Origin of the sequence: Coleofasciculus sp. G1-WW12-02 (assembly GCF_040219735.1) — a bacterium.
Taxonomy (GTDB): Bacteria; Cyanobacteriota; Cyanobacteriia; order Cyanobacteriales; family Coleofasciculaceae; genus Coleofasciculus.
The window spans coordinates 1-18148 of sequence record NZ_JAVJRX010000059.1; the positions used below are offsets into that span (position 1 = coordinate 1).

Below are 18148 nucleotides of genomic sequence, written 5' to 3' on the forward strand. Positions count from 1 at the left end.
CGTCGAAGGAATTAACAATAGATTAAAGGTAATAAAACGTTGTGGTTTTGGATTTACCAATTTTTATAACTTTGAAAAAAGAGCTTTATTGTTTTGGCATTTAGTTGATAGTTTAGCATAATAAGTACCGAAGAACCGAAATTCACCGATTCCATCAAGGACTCCTTTCAAGCAGAGATCGCCCTTGGCAGAATTTTTTCTCGGAAAATGATTTCAAAACAATTTTGAAATTTTTAATGATGTTAGGGAGTCCTAATTTAGGGATGTCACAACACCCAGCCGAATTAATTTTAGAAGCGCCAGCCACTCAGATTAGTCAAGATACTATCAAAATTTATTCTTTTGATGAGTATTTCAATCGTTACAAGGAAAAATTACACATAGCCATCAGGCGACAATGGATAGGACAAAAAAGTAAGAGCGAACATGGAAGAGCTATTAGTCTTGCAAAAAAGCCAGATAACTTGCCTTGGGTTTTTGACGACGTAGTTGGAATTCCAAGAGGAGGATGGAGAAATGATATTGATGAAGCCGATAGGAAAACCGTCTATTTTTTAATGATTGAAAAGAAAAAATAGGTGGCGCGATAAAAATATAACGCTTAACTAAGATGTTGTTATGGGGTGAAGTTTTATCTGGTTTAGCTTTTTTTGAGGATCGGCGGCTAATAAATCTTGGTATATACTTTTGGCTAAAGCATAGCTTAAATTGACTGGAACAGCATTACCAATCATTTTGTACCCAGCAGCTAATCGTTCATAGTAAAAAATAAAGTCATCATTAAATGTTTGAATTCTAGCACATTCTCGAACTGATAAACGTTGGTAAGGATTGGGTGATTTAGGGTCAAACATCCATTGATCCTTTCCGATATGAATCATTTTATTTGCCTGGGGATGGATTGGTGCATGACGACCACCTGCCTGAATGGTAAATGATGGTTCATTCCAGGAACGAACACGGTTACGAGACATATAAATACTGGAGAATCCGCCAACCATATATTCATGATTGGCAACAAGACAGTCTTCCCCTCGGGTCTTGTTATTGCTCAATGCCGGGATTGCTGATTCTCGCAAATTCCATAAGGCATCTCGTAAGGTAAGAATACGAGATACAGGGACTAAAGCGTCAAAATTGAAGCATTTATTCAAGTTGATATGATAACCAATAAAAATAACTCGCTTTCTATCTTGAGGCACATTATAATGCCGAGCATTCAAAAGTTTGTAGGAAATGACATAGCCAGCTTCCTCAAAGGCTGCAATAATGTTCTGTAATGCCTTTTCGTGCTTTTTGTGAAGCATTCCTGAAACATTTTCCGCCAAGAAAAAGCGAGGTTGCTTGTCTTTCAAAATCCGGATATACTCTAAAAATAATCTGCCGCGATCGTCATTGAATCCCTTTTGGGTACCTGCCTCACTCCAACTTTGGCAGGGAGGTCCGCCAATAATCCCGAAGCAGTCTGGAATTTCCGCAGAAGAAACCTGTCGAATATCACGCCGATCAAGAAACGTATCTGGATGATTACTTTGATAGGTTTGCCACATATCTTTGTCATATTCATTTGCCCATATCACCTTAAAACCTGCTTGACGAAAACCCATATCTAGCCCCCCACAGCCTGAAAATAGAGAGACAATCGATTTTTCCCTTAACGTTCCATTGGTGTCTAAGTTTTGCTTGTCCATCTTGACGCTTTACATCCTGTAAAAGATTTGAGAAGCCTTTGCTTAAGCATTAACTATTTAATTAGCTAATTATCTTTTTGTCAATATAGCTGTTTAGCTGGGGTACAATTTGCTTAACGTGACTTACTCAATCACTGGGCTAATGGCACAGACGCAAAGAAAGCCGGTATACGTGAAACCAGAACATCATGAAATTTTAAGACGCATTGCTTTTGAGCAACGTTGCAACATTTCGGATGTGTTAGATGCTGTATTGGAACAAGCAGACTGGGAAACAATAACGCAAGAGGCGAGAAATAAGCCTGTAGAGCGATCAATGAAACGGGGAGGAACCGATCAATGACAATATTCATGACTGACTAATGAACTTGCCAATCGTCTATCACCCCGACTACGTTACCCCCCTTCCAGCCGGACATCGCTTTCCTATGTCCAAATTCGGCAAACTCTGTGAACTCCTCCTTGCCGATAATATTGCCACTCCTGAACAAATCTACACTCCCAACACCCCACCCACAGAATGGATTCAACTGATCCACACCCCTGACTACATCCAAGCCTACTGTAACGGCACACTTGACCCGAAAGCCCAGCGCCGGATTGGATTACCCTGGAGTCCCGGCTTGGTTAAGCGAACTTGTACGGCGGTTGGGGGTACAATCCTGACGGCTCAACTTGCCCTGACTCATGGTATTGCTTGTAATACGGCGGGAGGAACTCATCATGCTTTTCCCAGCTACGGATCAGGCTTTTGTATCTTTAATGACCTCGCGATCGCGACTCGTGTCCTCCAGACTCTGGGATTAGTCAAAAAAATCCTCATCCTTGACCTTGATGTTCACCAAGGGGATGGTACGGCGTTTATTTTCCAAAATGACCCCACTGTATTTACCTTCTCCATGCACTGTGAGGTCAATTTCCCCGCCACTAAACAAAAAAGTGATCTTGACATTCCCCTCCCTATGGGCATGGATGATGATGCTTACCTGCAAACCTTAGCCCACTATCTCCCCGATATTTTGTCTGAAGTTCAGCCTGACTTAATTCTCTATGATGCCGGAGTGGACACCCACGCCTGCGATCGCTTTGGGAAGCTAGCACTTACAGATACTGGAATTTACCGCCGTGAAATGCAGGTACTCAGCACCTGTATTGCATCAGGCTATCCTGTCGCCAGTGTGATTGGGGGCGGCTATGGAGATAACCTTAATACCTTGATATACCGTCACTCTCTCCTCCATCGTGCCGCTAATGATGTTTATCGTCATCTAGTGTGAAGGGAACAGAGGTAGGGTGGGCATTATTGCCCACCTTACATAGGGGTGAGCCGAGCACCTAGTAGTTTACAATTCATAATCAATCTCTCGGCACTGATACACTTGAACAAAACTCGCCTGCATTCTCCCACCTCACTTTCGTAGGTGGGGGTTAAGGCGAGGCAAAGTCCCATAGCCCATAAAGTGTTAGAATATCGAAATCTTGAGCGGTACGGTAAAGGACGGAAAAATTCCGAGTAATCCGGAGACACGACCTCTCAAAGTAAGGTAAAACAGCCTGTAAATCCTGTGTGGTCGGTTTATACACGTCAGACCCTAGGTAAAAGTTTTTCTTAGCCCCATAGCGGAAACGACTTGGGGGTGTTTACGGGCAAAAGTTCCCGTAACACGGCGAGAATGCCGCCTGTCGCGAGGGATAAACCCTTGTAATTAAGACACCCACACCTCGCGATTCAGGTGGGGGAGCATTCATGAGTTAAGAAGGTTGCTCTACCCAGCTCGAGGAGATACTGTGCTGCTATCAAAAGGCTTTGAAATTGAGATGTATACTGGCACTCCCCAAGGGGAAATTGTCGGTCTTTCTGATCAGATTGTGGCATCCTTGGATGGATTCATGCGGGAACCCGACAGTCGCAATGTCGAGTATACCACCGCTCCTCTATGCTGCTATGACCGCCTTTTATGTGCATTGGTACGCCCGCGTCAGCAACTACGTGCTTATCTGAAAACCCTGGGAAACTACACCCTAATTCCCGGAAGTACCCTTTCTCTAGGGAGGAGCGATCGCTTCTACCGGTCTGACCCGCAAAACCCTTATCATGACTACATTGAGCAAACCTACGGTAGTAATGTTGTCACCGCCAGTGTTCATATCAATGTGGGCATTTCTGACCCAGAACGGCTGATGCAAGCCTGCCGTCTGGTACGAGTAGAAGCACCCTTATACCTGGCGTTAAGCGCATCATCTCCCTTTCTCGACGGAAAAGCGACAGGGTATCACTCCACTCGCTGGGGGATTTTTCCCCAAACCCCTTCTCAGGTTCCCCTCTTTGAAAGCCATGCTCACTTTATTGAGTGGACCCAAGCCCAACTGGCGGCGGGAACGATGTGTAACGTGCGCCATCTTTGGTCATCGGTTCGACCCAATGGCAATCGACGCCCTTATGATTTAAATCGTCTGGAATTGAGAATTTGTGATTTAATCGTTGATCCGATTGCCCTGCTTGCGGTAACAGCCTTACTGGAAGCCCGTTTGACCCAGCTTTTAAATGATCCGAGTCTTGACCCTCTCTACGGAAGTCAAGGATCGACTCGCACTGCTGAGTTAGTCGCCCTCACCGAAGCGAATGAAATGGCGGTTGCCCGTTCGAGTTTGGATGCCCAACTCACCCATTGGCAGGATGGCAGAACGATTTCGGCAAGGGAATGGATTGATGAACTGTATCAAGAGGTTTTACCCATTGCCAAAGCTAAAGGCTTCAGTTGCTTCCTCTCGCCCCTGAAAAAGATTCTCCGCCAAGGGAATACAGCAGAGCAGTGGTTACAACTTCAATCCGTTGGCTTTGACACTCCGCAAATTCTCAACAGAGCCATTCAAGACATGGCGGAACAAGAAAAAGAACTTGAAGACAAGTTATGTCAAGCTTTGGTAGCTTAGTAAGTAGGAGGGATGATTTGTCAAGAGTAATCGGGCTAAAAATTAAAATATCTAATCAGCTTCTTCCCAAAACTTGATATTAAAAAAACATATAATATCAAAATTTCCAATGGGTCTGAGCCAATTCAGGCAACATTCATGAACGTTTAGGGTAGAACTGAAAAGAGGTTCGAGTTTTTATGCTGAGGGTTGTCTTAGTTTACCCCCAAATTCCGCCCAATACGGGCAATGTCGCCCGTACCTGTGCCGCCACAGATACGGAGTTGCACCTCGTCGGACCCTTGGGGTTTGAAATTAGCGATCGCTACCTCAAACGAGCTGGACTTGACTATTGGCCCTATGTCAAGTTGCACTACCACCAAACGTGGGAGGTATTTAATCAGGTTTACCAACAGCTAGGAGGGCGATGGATTGGTTTCAGCACTTCTGGGCAATACAGTTATGTTCAATTTCCATTTCAACCCAATGACTGGCTTTTATTTGGCAGCGAAACCCAAGGGCTTCCCCAGTCAGTTTTAAGGCGTTGTGACGCAACTGTGTTTATTCCCATGACACAACCCGGTGTTCGCAGTTTGAATCTTTCCGTCAGTGCTGCTTTGGGTTTATTTGAAGCACGGCGTCAACTGGGATACCTGATAAGTGAAAGAACATTGCCTGATAACGTTTAAGTATTTAAAGCAAAAACATTAGACCTTCAGCAGGTGCTAATTCCGGAAATTTGGCTCTACCTGAAGCGTTGAACTGTAGGACGGAATACTACATGTATGTATATTGCCGTATATATAAATTTATTTAATCTGATCAAGATTTAATGAAAATTAATTAAAATTTAACAAGTTCCACCTTTGTGCAGAGGGCATTTTCTTCATTTATCTCTGCCAAAAAATTAATGGCGCTGAATTCAGCTATCTAGAATACGGAAAATCCACTCCTTTGATAAGAAATTTATATAAAAAAGATTCCCGCCCAATCGAGGCGGATTGATAGATTTTAATCATCCCAAGTGGGTTGATCCCAGGTAGCCCAAAGCCAAGACCCGCAAGAGAAAGCGCCGTTTTATCCGATGTGACATTACCGATAACAGCGTTTCTACCCCAGGCAAGCTTGGGTAGACTGTACGGTTGTTCTTTACCAAAAATTCACGTAAAGTGCCGTCTGTAATCGTTAACTGCTAAACTATCGGTTGCTAGACTATGAGCTTGAGCTCTATTCAGTTGCTAAATTCTGCGATCACCGGATATTCTGGAAGGCTAACTAACACCAAACCCGCTTATGAGGAAAGGAAAGCAGGGCTAGCCCTCTTCCGGAGAAAAGCCTGTCAAGTCTGTATGTTCTATGCACAGGTTCTTGGCAAAAACCGCCCGACTATCAACCGCGTCTTTTAGAGGGTTAAGTATCAAACTCAACTATATTGTTCTAGAGACAGCGAGTTATGGCTTCATGAAGGGTGAATCGAGCGGTGATCGTCAACAACGAGAAATTTATCCAGTCAGATGAGCTTGTCTAAATCAAAAAAGCAGGGTACTCTTGCCTAAGTATGTTTACTGTCCGTGATCTAAATCACATTTTTGGGTGAGAACCCTCATTGACTGGGAAAAATCATTTTAGGAACTGTTAAGTGCTCGTCACACACTAGGAGGTCGTTTTTGAAACGGACATTTACGCAGAAGGTTAAACAGGTTCCTTCGTGTGCAGCCAACTCCGCCCACTCCTTTGAGGCGTTATTGAAGCTTTCTGAGGAGAAGCCGTCAGTCGGCGCAACGATTCCGACCGAAGGCAACCGCAGAGCTAGGACTTCTGCTGCCATGATTGGGTTGGCAATTTCCATGGGAGCTTCCAGCTTGTTGTTACCGCAACAAAGTGATGAAGCTCTAGCCGTTGAACCCATTGCCTCTGAGCCAACGCTGACAACTCTGCCTGTTGGCGTGAGTTCGCCTGCGTCTGTGCCAACAGAAAGCCAACCAGACGTTGCCACACTCTCGAAACCGCCGCAAGCTAAACCTGCCCCAGCCCCAGCCCCATCACCAGCCCTTTCCACACCTGTGGTGAAACACAAGGTACAGGAAGGACAAACGCTATGGGAGGTCTCGCAAACGTACCAGGTAGCTCCAGAAGCGATCGCGGCGTCGAATCCTGTCCAACCCAATGCCAATCTGTCAGTTGGACAGCAGCTAAAAATCCCGACAGTGAACGGTATCGTTCACGAGGCTAAACCGGGTGAAACCGTCGAATCCGTATCCAAATCTTACGGTGTCGAGCCAAACCGATTACGGAACTCGAGCAGAGTATCCACAGCCGGTCAGCTCAAAACCGGTGAATCGGTCATCGTTCCCGGTCAAGTCGATGACCTGCTCAAGGCCAGACAAAACGTTGCTCTTGATGATTTAAAACACAAACGGAACCGCTTAAATAGCAGTCTGGCGGAGTTGAGGTCTGAGGAGTCCATCAACCAATCAACAACAGCAGCAACGCCATCAGCGTCAGCAACCCCTTTCCCGACGGCAGAACGGAGACCCGATACCCCAGCGTCAACCGCGACGAATTCCAGCACTCCTATTGGTATCCCGGTTCCTACTCCGGAAATTGCGGCATCGCCGACTGTAGACTCAAAGTCGGTCTATCAACCTCAATCTCCCGTAGTTATTCCAGTTCCTACACCAGAAATTGCTGCATCACCGACGGTGGAGTCTCTAGGAGTCAATCCGTACCAGTCACCTGTGGTGATTCCGGTGCCCACTCCGGACCGAGAAGCCGCATCAAGTTCACAATCAAGAGCTACCAGCCTCTCTGAGTCGTCTGTGGTGATTCCGGTACCCACTCCAGATACAGCGGCGTCTCTGGCTGTGGAGGAAAATACACCGAAGCCATCACCATCATCCGTGGTGATTCCGGTTCCCACGCCAAGTCCAGCCCATTTGACCTCACAAGAGCCATCGGAAGACCAAAAACCGATCACCTTCCCCAATACAAGGCTCGAACCCGTCACAACGCCAGAAATCACGGCTCAACCCCCAACACCGCAGCCAGTGGTGATGGAAACGGTGGTGGCGAATAGAGCGGCGACGACGAGTACTTACGAGGTAAAACCTGGAGATACGATAGACGCGATCGCTCGTCGCTATGGTTTATCCCGTTCTGAATTAATTCAAGCGAACGGCTTAAATAATCCCAACCTGATTCGAGTCAATCAACAGCTCGCAATTCCCACGACGGCATCAGCTGAGTTATCCGAGCAAAGAGTAACGTTTTTACCGGGTATTAAAGAGCAATCAAACAATTTTGTTACTCCCTCAGCACCAGCCGAGGTTGAAGCACCCAGAGTCGTTGTTCCAACTACAACAACGTCCGCCTCACCAATTATCCCAACAGCACCAACATTTCCACCCCCAACCGCTTCATCAACTGTTCTCGCCCAATCATCCGTTGGCGAAAACGCCCCAGCTAATACCCCTATCGCCTTAGATGCGAAGCGGAATCAGTCCGCTAATACTGGGGAAAACCCCTACGTTGAGCGTTTGAGGGCTGATATTCTCAGAATGCGGGCAGAATATCGTCATCAGCAAGCCACAGAACCGACCAGTTCACCCAGCAATGTGGTTGTTCCGGCTGTGCCAGTTGCGCCGAGTTTAGTTGAGCAATCAACACCCGCTAGGGTCAATCCGGAATTCAATCCGCAGCGGTATGAACAGGAAACTCAAACCGCTTCAGTTCCCATCGCCGTACCGCCACCTGCGGCAACCCCATCTGAACCGAAGGAGCAAATCTTAGCCGCCGCCCCAGCCCCAGCAGAAAGTTATAACCCGATGCTGCAAACCCCGGTGGGAACAACGGTTGCACCTCAACTGCCTCCTCTGTCTGCTCCGGATATGTACTTGCCGGATAGCCCTGCCCCATTTAATGGCTATATTTGGCCCAGCAAGGGAGTTTTAACCTCTGGCTACGGTAGGCGTTGGGGACGCATGCACAGGGGTATTGATATTGCGGCTCCTATTGGTACACCTATTGTGGCAGCTGCCCCTGGTGTTGTCGTCACCGCTGGTTGGAATTCCGGTGGCTACGGCAAATTGGTGGAAATCAAACATCCGGATGGCAGCTTGACCCTCTATGCCCATAACAATCGAATTTTGGTGCGTCGGGGTCAAGAGGTAGACCAAGGGCAACAAATTTCGGAAATGGGTAGTACTGGCTACAGTACCGGTCCTCATTTGCACTTTGAGGTTCATCCATCGGGACGCGGAGCCGTTAACCCAATGGCTTATCTACCCAAGAATCGGTAGTTGATTCTCCCCGCGACACAAGTGTGTAGAGGCGTTGCCTGCAACGTCTCTTCTGGCGTGACACCGCTCAAATTGTGGAATAGATTGTAGGTTGAGTTGACGCAAGGAAATCCAAATGTCATGCCACTACCGGATTGATACATCTATCGTGGATAGATGCTAGAAAAGATGCTTGTGTTCACGTAAGCTTTATGCTAAATTAAGGAGGCTGTCAAAAAAAACGGCTCAGTAGCTCAGTGGTTAGAGCAGGGGACTCATAAGCCCAAGGTCGCAGGTTCAAATCCCGCCTGAGCCATTTGATTAGAAATCTTGATAGAGTAACCTTCTCGGGGGAATAGCCTTAGTTACTGTAGGTCTGTTCCCCTGAATTTTTTATCGATTTGACTATTGACTTTGACTATGAATTGACTATGATTAGCTTAAAGCTTAGGTGTTCATAGTCAACAAAAGGTCAGAGCAATGGCTTCTCAATCATCACAGCAGAAGGCTTCTAAGGGTTCAGTAGGTGTTGAATCATTTCAGGGTAGGCTGCGGCTAAGACTTCCGAGGCAGCTTTATAGTGGCAAGCAAAAGTATTTAACGTTAGGACTAGACGATACCTCAGAAAACAGGACAATAGCTGAAGCTAAGAAAAAGCAGATTGAGTCAGATATCGCTACAGAATCCGTAGTTGCTGGAACGTTTGACAGAACATTAGCAAAATACAGACCACACACTCATTTAAAGCTCGTAGAACCTGCTGAAGAGGCACAGAAGGTACTGAAATTGGATGAGCTATGGGAAAACTACACCCAGTTTAAATCCAGTCAATTGGAAGAGACGACAATCTTAAGAGATTATGGAAAGATTCAGAAGCGCATTAAGAAGTTACCAACACAAGACTTGAGTGAAGCAGTAGCTATTCGGAATTACCTACTCAAAACATATTCTGCTGAAGTAGCAAAGCGTACATTAAAACAATTAAATGCTTGTTGCAACTGGGCAATGCGTTCTAAGCTGATTACCTCTAACCCGTTTGATGGTATGGCAAGGGAGATTAAGACTAAGAAGACAAGTAAAACATCTCGAATGGCATTTACAAAAGCTGAAAGAGATGCCATTATCCATGCTTTTGAAAATGATAGGTACTCATCTAAGTTTGCTCCGGTCAGTCACTCCTACTATGCACTATACGTTAAGTTTCTATTCCTTACTGGTTGCCGTCCAGAAGAAGCGATCGCCCTTAAGTGGAAGCATATTGAGAGCAATCGAATTGTCTTCTCTGAGGCGGTAGCAACTGATTTAAGAATTAGGAAGTCTACTAAAACTCATGAAGCGAGAACCTTTCCTATCAATAAACAGTTACAAGCACTTCTAGATGAAATTAAGCTAGAAAATGATTCTTCTGAAGCTTTAGTATTTGCCGCTAAAAGTGGTAAAGAGATAGACGCTCACAATTTCTTAAATCGAGTCTGGAAGCCAGTGGTAGATAATTTAGTGAAGGATGGTCAAGTCAAACAATATTTACCACAGTACAATTGCCGTCATACCTTCATTACAATGGCATTAGAAGCTGGTGTAACTGTTACTCAAGTAGCGAAGTGGGTTGGTAATTCGCCGGAAATAATTATGAAACACTATGCAAGTACAATAAGACAAGTGCAAGTTCCTGAATTATAAGCAATCTGATCTAACAAACTTTAAGGATAGGAATTGTTTCTACACATCACCTATCCGAACTGGGATGAAGCAATGGAAGCTGTTAAAGTGGCACGTAGACAAGGTAAAGCATCAGTCATCTATTCTGCTGCAACGCCTCCAGTCCCTCCAGAACTTTGACTATGAGATGACGATGAATGAAATTGACTATTGCTGACTATCCTTGATTTACAATGCATTCAGCCATTTTGACAAGGGTACTCCGCCCAAGGTCGCAGGTTCAAATCCCGCCTGAGCCATTCAGTTTAAATCTTTTAGAGTAAGCTTTTTGGGGGAATAGCCTTAGTTACGGTATGGCTGTTCCTCTGAATTTTTATGAATTTGACAAACGACTAATAAATTTCCGCCTCAAGCTGACTCAGTGGCACAAAACACTCTTGAGGCAAAAGAATCGGTTTAGCCCGAAAAATTAACTTCCCACGATAGCTAAATCGGTCAATTGCCACACCAGTAGGGCGTTGGGTCAGATGAGGATGGACTTCATAATAGGTATGGTATATCTGCCGAGCGGCTCTGAGGAGACCCGGGTCTAACAACATCGGTAGCCCTGTCCGAGTTTCTGTATAGTCTCCTTGCCGTTGCTGTGATGTGTATACCACCCGCCTAACCCTATTGTTTAATTCATCAACATGATTCTTGTCGGACGTTTCGTTGAATCAGAGTAGCTGCGCTCCTGTTTGACTTAACTTATGGCTGTTTGAGTATCTCAATCAAAGCATGTCCCATTTCCTGGCAACCGACAAGGGTCATTCCTGCTGACATAATATCCCCTGTACGGTTACCTTTATCTAAAACTTTCAGAACTGCCTGCTCAATCTGGTCAGCCGCCGTTGGTTGATTTAACCCATAGCGTAGCATCATTGCGGCACTCAACACTTGAGCCAAGGGATTTGCTTTATTTTGAAGAGCAATATCCGGTGCGGAACCGTGAACGGGTTCAAAAACGCCGGGTCCTTTTTCCCCTAAACTGGCAGATGGTAACATGCCAATACTGCCGGTGAGCATTGCAGCGGCGTCTGAGAGGATATCTCCGAATAAATTCCCCGTGACAATCGTATCAAACTGCTTAGGATCTCGAACTAACTGCATGGCAGCATTGTCAACATACAGATGAGATAACTCCACATCCGGATACTCAGTCGCTAATTGGGTGATGCGATCGCGCCATAATTGAGATACCTCTAGAACATTGGCTTTATCAACCGAACAGAGTTTACCCTGGCGTTTGCGAGCGGTTTCAAATGCCACTCGTCCAATTCGGTCAATTTCGGCTTCTGTATACGCCATCGTATTCACACCGCGCTTTTCCCCGGTAACGCTGGTAAAGATGCCCTTCGGCTGACCGAAATAAACCCCACCTGTCAGTTCTCGCACCACCATAATATCCACCCCTTCAACCACCTCCCGTTTCAAAGTTGAAGCATCAATGAGTTGGGGTAATATGGTGGCAGGTCGTAAATTGGCAAATAAACCCAATCCTGCTCGTAATCCCAACAAACCCGTTTCGGGGCGTTGATGGCGCGGCAGGTTATCCCATTGATAACCACCGATAGCAGCCAGTAAAACGGCATCGCTATGGCGGCATTTTTCCAGGGTGTCAGCCGGTAGGGGTTCACCGGTAGCGTCAATCGCCGCCCCCCCCATCAAGGCTTCCGTGAATTCAAAGCTAAGATTTAACTGTTCGCCAATTACGTTTAACACATCTACCGCGACTGCCATAATTTCTGGACCGATGCCATCACCAGGCAAAAGGGTAATACGGTAGTGCTGCTGTGCCATAACTTACGTGTAATCCTGTGGACAATCTGAAAAAGTGGACGCCTGAACCATGCAACTTGACCAGGCAGTCTCTTATGATAACGGCTAATTGCCCCCCCTGACCGGAATCGGTTTCAATTTTTTAATTTCGTTGGGAAAATGGGGATTGGGGAAGAGGTGAGGAGGATAAGAACGATTTTCTGGATGAAATTTTGAGCATGACTCATAGATAGTGAACTCGAAGGCGCATCCGATTCATCCAGATTAAACACGATAGGTTTTACTAGAGGGAGACTCACATTACGATGGCACTGAATTTAGTTAACCAACTAGGGGAATGGAATCCCCAGTTGTTTCGAGAAATTAAAGGGCGGCTTAAACCCCGCAATATCTTAATTGCCGTAGCCATGTCTTTTTTGGGACAGTTACTGCTACTGATTGGTTTTGCCGGTGAATTACCCGTAGTTGAGGAGGAAAAGATTGGTTACAGCCGTTATTGTACAGGTGTGACTCAGGAATATTCTTCTCCAACCTGTCTATCCGATGGCTTGGGTGGGTTTGTGATCAATTGGTCACTCTGGTGGCAAGATGTATTTGTTTGGCTTAGCCTAATCGGTATTTTTGCCCTTTTAGTCGTTGGCATCTATATGCTGATTAGTGATTTGTTTCAGGAAGAAAGTCGCGGTACCCTCAATTTTCTACGTTTGACTCCGGGTTCAACACTGAATATTTTAGGGGGCAAATTATTGGGAGTTCCCCTGTTACTTTATCTAGTCGCTGCCCTCGCCTTGCCCTTGCATCTGGTGTCGGGTTTGGCAGGTGACATTGGTTTGAGTCAAATTTTCGCCTTCTACGGCGTCCTAGGTGCCAGTTGCCTATTCTTTTTCAGTGGGGCGCTACTATTTGGCTTAGTCGGTAATGGGTTGGGCGGTTTTCAACCTTGGTTGGGTAGTGGCGGAATGCTCATATTCCTGTCGATTATCACCAGCATGGTTCATCACGGGGATATGAGTAACACCCCCATGGATTGGCTGACCTTATTTAATCCGGCAATTTTTTTACCGTACCTGATTGAGTCGAGTTCTCTAGATGCGGTTAATACTTATCCAAACGGTGATTTTGGGGATTTGGGTTGGTTTTATCTCCCCATCGGTAAGACAATGTGGGCGATGGCTGGATTTGCCATTCTCAATTGTGGTTTATGGAGTTACTGGATTTGGCAGGGGTTAAATCGCCGTTTTCACAACCCTACGGCTACCTTACTGAGTAAGCGACAAAGTTATCGGTTAACGGCTTGCTTTGAAGTGATGATTCTCGGATTTGCACTAAATCCTGATGTAAACAATTCGAGAAATTATGCCAGAGGGTTGTTTGAGAATTTTGAATTCCTACTGGTGTTTAATCTGATCCTGTTTTTAGGACTAATCGCGGCGTTGAGTCCCCATCGTCAGACGATGCAAGATTGGGCGCGTTACCGTCACGCCAAACGCTCATCGCGCCAAGGTGGGATTATGGCAGACTTAATCTGGGGCAAAACCAGTCCCGCCCCTGTAGCGATTCTGTTGAATTTAGCGATCGCGTCTGCTATGTTACTGCCATGGATTCTGCTGTGGTCTCCCAGTGAATACAAGACACCGGCGATTTTGGGGCTATTGGTAACCGCCAGTCTCATCGTTTTCTATGCTTCAATTGGACAGCTTATGCTGTTGCTGAAAACGCCAAAACGGGCAGTTTGGGCAGCAACTGTGGTGGGTGGAATCATTATTTTACCGCCGATCATTTTCGGCTTTTTGTCCATGTCCCCGTCGGTAGAACCTACGCTATGGCTATTTTCGGCGTTTCCTTGGGCTAGCATCCAATATGCAGCGGGAACCTCAGTCTTAGTTGCCCTAGTCGGTCAATCCCTGGCATTAGTCTTGTTGAATCTTCAACTGACGCGACAGTTGAGAAAAGCGGGTGAGTCTTCGACTAAAGCCTTACTGTCTGGGCGGATGCCCTTAGAGATTCAGTAATAGAATCATCATTGTGGAGACGTAGCATGCTACGTCTCTACAAAGTTAGGACAAAGAAGGCATTGTTTCACTCCCTTTTTCCATAATAAATTCTAGCAACCAAAAACAAACTACCGTTAAACCTGTCAAAAATGTACCCGTGGCAAAACAAACACTATATCCAAAACTCGCCGCTAAATAGCCGCTGACTAGAGAACCCAAAATCGTTGCTACCCCAATAATTGAATTATAGACTCCCAGCGCCATTCCCTCCTCACCTTTAGTCGCCAGCCTTGCTACTGATAGGGTACTAGCTACATTAATCACAGCCCAAGTCAAACCCGTGAACAGATGGGCAAATCCAATAATGACTAAACTCATTGGTGTTGGCTTTAAAAGTGCCAGGATGGTAAAAATCATAAAAATTCCCACTCGCACGGCTGTTACCCAAGTCAGCAATCTAATACTGTCATGTTTTTGGGCGAACTGACCGATTGGAAAATATAAAAATGCCTCAATCAACGCCTTGCCAAAAACAATTAAAAAAATCAAAGAATTTGTTGCTCCCAAAACCTCAGCCAGAAAAATGGGGAAGGCGAGATAGACAATTTGAATCGCGAGGAACAATAGAGCCGAACAAATGTAATAAAGATTCAGGGGACTATATATCTGCTGCTGTATCTGAGTTAGCCACTCTGGACGCAGGATAAAGTAAATCATTCGGGATGGGTAAAACAGCACTCCCCGTTCAATAACAGCGACAGAGAGTCGTCCCAGTAATAATGGACTAAATGAGCGAGTTGAACGAACCTGCTGGGGTTCTTGCACCCACATTAAACAGAGAATCAAACTGAGTAAGCTTACCCCAGCGGCAAAAACAAATAAACTTCGCATAGCTGAGACAGACCCCCACAAATCAGAGAAAACTTCTTGCCAAATTCCTCCTCCAATTAAAGCGATAACAAAACTCCAACTCCCAATCAGATAAAAACGACCTAATGATTGAGACCATTGTTTTTCTGGAACAGTTTCTAGTAATAGAGCAGTTGATACAGGAATAATGGCTGCCATCAAAAATCCTGCCACTATACTGCATTGCTGCACTTGGATGAGATTATCGGCTACACTAATTAACCCCATACACAGAGAAAATCCGACATATCCTAGAATCAAAAAAGGGCGGCGGGAGCCTAATTGGTCTGAGAGATTGCCCCAAAGGATAAAAGCAACCACACCAGCCAGAGAGACTAAGGAACTGGTTTTACCTACATCTGTGATACTCCCACCAACGACTTGCACGATAAACAGGGAAAGCAGGTTAATGAAAAAGCATTCCCCGATTTTGTAAGGAATTAAGTGAAAAAACCAAAGCGGAGTTGAAGATAAAAAATTGATTTTAAGCATGAGGTTCGGCAAAGAGTACGAATGAAGATTTAAGGTGGTTAATCAGTTTAGTGGTAACGTCACTAACGGCTAATCCAGCAACAGTACGACGGCTTAGTGAGCGCAAAATCACCATGTCAACCGACTGAGAAGCATTGAGAATCACCATCGCCACATCCTCGTGGCGAATGACTTTAATCGAGGTACTGACCTGTGGACCTGCACTACAGAGGACATGAGACAACTCAGACTCAAGTGAAGCAATTTCCTCAGATGTTGTTTGTGAGGGACAAACATGCAATAACGTTACCGAACCTTGATTGGTATCCGCCAGCAGTTGGGCAAATCGCACGGTTCGCACTGTTTGTGGTGTGAAGTTCTTTACCGGCACTAAAAGGCGGCGTATTTTTATTGGCTCATCTAATAGCCGCATCACAGCAACCGGACAGTGGGATGACCAAAAAACACTATCAATGATAGTGCCAAACAAACGCGCCCGTAAGCCGGTATTTTCGCTCCAGCCCATGACAATTAAACGGGCGTCTTGTTCTCGGGCAGTACGAATAATTCCCCGCGCCACATCATCCTCAATTCGGAGTGCGGGTTTCGCCTCAACCTTAAACTCAGAACTAATTTGTTTGGCACGTACCAAAAGCCGCCGACTTTGCCCCAGAGTGATTTGCATCTGGGGTTCATCCATCTGAAGTTGATCCTGGGCAATGGATAAGGGTACAATCTGACCCGATTCATGACGTGCCAATAATGCAGCCATTTCAATTAAAAAGCGCTCCGTCAGAGGGTTGCTAATCGGTACAACTACGGTAAAATTGGAGCGATCGCGCTCAAACTGCTCGTCCAGGACTCGGTGTTCGGCTCGACTTTCCCACCAAAGCACCGATTGGCTAATCTCAGGACTGGGCTTGGGTAGAGGTAGCTGGGGAGCAAATTTTGCGGTTAACACCGGACCGAGAACAGAGGTTACCAGCATTAAAACGATGACACTGTTAAACACCGCCTCACTCAGCAACCCCACCTGCAAACCAGCCAAAGCAGCGGCTAATGTCGCCGCCACCTGAGGCAAAGACAGGGACCACATCACCATCATCTCGTTCCAGCGATAGTGATATAGGACTTTCGCGAGCAAGGCGGCGAGAAATTTACTACCAATTAATCCGGCTAAAATAGCGACAGTGAGTCCGAAACTGCTCCTTAGGGTTTCCATGAATACGGGTAAATTGAGCATTAAGCCCATACCGACAAAGAAAAAGGGAATAAATAAGACACTACCCACAAACTCCACTTTCTCTTTCACCGGAGAGCGCCCCACCACATCATTCACGGCTAAACCGACTAAAAAAGCCCCCACAATCTGCTCGATATGAATAATTTGCGCTCCCACTGAAGCGAGAAACACTGCCAGCAAAACAAAGAGAAATTGATTACCTTGATCATTACCAGTACGGCGGAAATACTGTTTTCCTGCCCAATCAAAGCCAAACAAAACAATCGCCGCATAGATAGCTAGTGAGCCAAGCTGCACGCTCAGAGTATAGAGGGAGAATTCTCCGGCGTGAATTGATACACAAATGGCTAATACGAGCAGCGCACTGATATCTGTAAAGATTGTTGCACCAATAGTGACGATGACGGGTTCAGTTTCAACTAAACCTAGACGCTGGACAATCGGATACCCTAATAGGGTATGGGAGGCAAATAGAGAACCAATGAGTATCGAAGCGTTTAGACCAAAACCAAATAGTTGTCCAATTAGGGTACCGATAATCAGCGGCACAATGAATGTGGCAAAACCAAACCCTAAAGAGCGATTTTTCTTTTTGCGAAACTGTTCTAAATCAATTTCTAATCCAGCCACGAACATCAAATAGATTTTGCCGATGTCCGATAGCAGATGTATGGTTTCGCTTTCAGCACTCAGCAGCCCTAACCCATGCTCACCTAGCACTACCCCCGCCACCAGCAAACCCACTAATCCGGGCAATCGTAAGCGCTCAAAAATTGGCGGAATTGCCGAAATTACTAATAAGAGAATAGTAAACGATACAAGTGGGCTATCAGGAAGCCATGTTCGTACTAATTCCATCTGATCATCCTGGTTTAGATAAAGGTGAAAGACTTTACTGTTTTCAGCGAGAACCGCTATTCAGCCAGAAATAACTAGACGTTCCACCGGAACGTCTCTACTACTGCTATTAATGGACTTACGCTCTAGATTTAGGCTGGAATTAATAGAAATGCTATAGATTTTATGCGGCTCATTTACAGTGAGAACAAGCCCCATAAAACTTATCTAAATTGGCTATTGGCTTGGTGGCAAATTCCTGACTCTTCGTTGCTCAGAGCGAATTTTGGGGAGACAACAATTTGTAGCGAAGCTGCCAAGCTAATCCAATATCTG

Annotated in this window: 14 protein-coding genes and 1 tRNA gene; 10 read left to right on the forward strand and 5 right to left on the reverse strand. The window is 45.6% G+C overall.

All coding sequences use genetic code 11. The features are described 5' to 3' along the window. Together RID09_RS10205 and RID09_RS10210 are read left to right on the forward strand one after the other, a co-directional pair. Nucleotides 1-121, forward strand: a 121-nt coding sequence (locus RID09_RS10205; RefSeq protein WP_446335901.1) for a transposase, incomplete at its 5' end; no start/stop codon positions are given. A gap of 103 nt (nucleotides 122-224) precedes the next feature. Then, the gene (locus RID09_RS10210) at nucleotides 225-578 is read left to right on the forward strand and encodes a hypothetical protein (RefSeq protein WP_446335835.1); all 354 of its coding nucleotides are present in this window, start codon (nucleotides 225-227) and stop codon (nucleotides 576-578) included. 27 nt (nucleotides 579-605) lie between these two features. Here RID09_RS10210 and RID09_RS10215 read toward each other — a convergent pair whose 3' ends face one another. Continuing rightward, nucleotides 606-1691 (reverse strand): DNA cytosine methyltransferase, encoded by a 1086-nt coding sequence (locus RID09_RS10215; RefSeq protein ID WP_446335836.1) that lies wholly within the window; start codon nucleotides 1689-1691, stop codon nucleotides 606-608. A 142-nt stretch (nucleotides 1692-1833) separates the two neighbouring features. Between RID09_RS10215 and RID09_RS10220 the strand changes: the two genes are divergently transcribed. The 7 genes from RID09_RS10220 (at nucleotide 1834) to RID09_RS10250 (ending at nucleotide 10561) form a co-directional block, all read left to right on the forward strand. Further along, nucleotides 1834-2034: a hypothetical protein gene (locus RID09_RS10220; protein WP_446335837.1), complete on the forward strand. Its 201-nt coding sequence runs from the start codon at nucleotides 1834-1836 to the stop codon at nucleotides 2032-2034. 19 nt (nucleotides 2035-2053) lie between these two features. After that, complete coding sequence (locus RID09_RS10225; RefSeq protein ID WP_446335838.1) at nucleotides 2054-2968, forward strand: histone deacetylase family protein; 915 nt, start codon at nucleotides 2054-2056, stop codon at nucleotides 2966-2968. A 511-nt stretch (nucleotides 2969-3479) separates the two neighbouring features. Next, on the forward strand, nucleotides 3480-4625 hold the full coding sequence (gene gshA, locus RID09_RS10230; protein ID WP_446335839.1) for a glutamate--cysteine ligase: 1146 nt from the start codon (nucleotides 3480-3482) through the stop codon (nucleotides 4623-4625). 179 nt (nucleotides 4626-4804) lie between these two features. Further along, a complete protein-coding gene (locus tag RID09_RS10235; RefSeq protein WP_446335840.1) occupies nucleotides 4805-5293 on the forward strand; it encodes a tRNA (cytidine(34)-2'-O)-methyltransferase in 489 nt (162 codons plus the stop codon). 978 nt (nucleotides 5294-6271) lie between these two features. Then, nucleotides 6272-8902 (forward strand): peptidoglycan DD-metalloendopeptidase family protein, encoded by a 2631-nt coding sequence (locus tag RID09_RS10240; protein WP_446335841.1) that lies wholly within the window; start codon nucleotides 6272-6274, stop codon nucleotides 8900-8902. 222 nt (nucleotides 8903-9124) lie between these two features. Next, nucleotides 9125-9197, forward strand: a tRNA-Met gene (locus tag RID09_RS10245). Nucleotides 9198-9361: 164 nt separating this feature from the next. Beyond that, nucleotides 9362-10561, forward strand: a complete 1200-nt coding sequence (locus RID09_RS10250; protein ID WP_446335842.1) for a tyrosine-type recombinase/integrase — start codon at nucleotides 9362-9364, stop codon at nucleotides 10559-10561. A gap of 371 nt (nucleotides 10562-10932) precedes the next feature. Here the strand turns inward: RID09_RS10250 and RID09_RS10255 are convergent, their stop codons facing one another. Together RID09_RS10255 and leuB are read right to left on the reverse strand one after the other, a co-directional pair. Further along, nucleotides 10933-11199, reverse strand: a complete 267-nt coding sequence (locus RID09_RS10255) for a hypothetical protein (protein ID WP_446335843.1) — start codon at nucleotides 11197-11199, stop codon at nucleotides 10933-10935. An 88-nt stretch (nucleotides 11200-11287) separates the two neighbouring features. Further along, nucleotides 11288-12379, reverse strand: a complete 1092-nt coding sequence (leuB, locus tag RID09_RS10260) for a 3-isopropylmalate dehydrogenase (RefSeq protein ID WP_446335844.1) — start codon at nucleotides 12377-12379, stop codon at nucleotides 11288-11290. A 284-nt stretch (nucleotides 12380-12663) separates the two neighbouring features. On the opposite strand from leuB, the gene RID09_RS10265 reads away from it, so the two are divergent. Next, nucleotides 12664-14370 carry an ABC transporter permease gene (locus RID09_RS10265; protein WP_446335845.1) on the forward strand — a complete coding sequence of 569 codons (1707 nt, stop codon included), beginning with the start codon at nucleotides 12664-12666 and terminating at the stop codon, nucleotides 14368-14370. Between the two features lie 45 nt (nucleotides 14371-14415). On the opposite strand, the gene RID09_RS10270 is transcribed toward RID09_RS10265, so the two are convergent. Both RID09_RS10270 and RID09_RS10275 read right to left on the reverse strand, forming a co-directional pair. Then, nucleotides 14416-15753 (reverse strand): MFS transporter, encoded by a 1338-nt coding sequence (locus tag RID09_RS10270; protein ID WP_446335846.1) that lies wholly within the window; start codon nucleotides 15751-15753, stop codon nucleotides 14416-14418. Continuing rightward, nucleotides 15746-17833: a cation:proton antiporter gene (locus RID09_RS10275; protein WP_446335847.1), complete on the reverse strand. Its 2088-nt coding sequence runs from the start codon at nucleotides 17831-17833 to the stop codon at nucleotides 15746-15748. Before RID09_RS10275 ends, RID09_RS10270 begins: the two co-directional genes overlap by 8 nt. Between the last annotated feature and the right edge of the window lie 315 nt (nucleotides 17834-18148).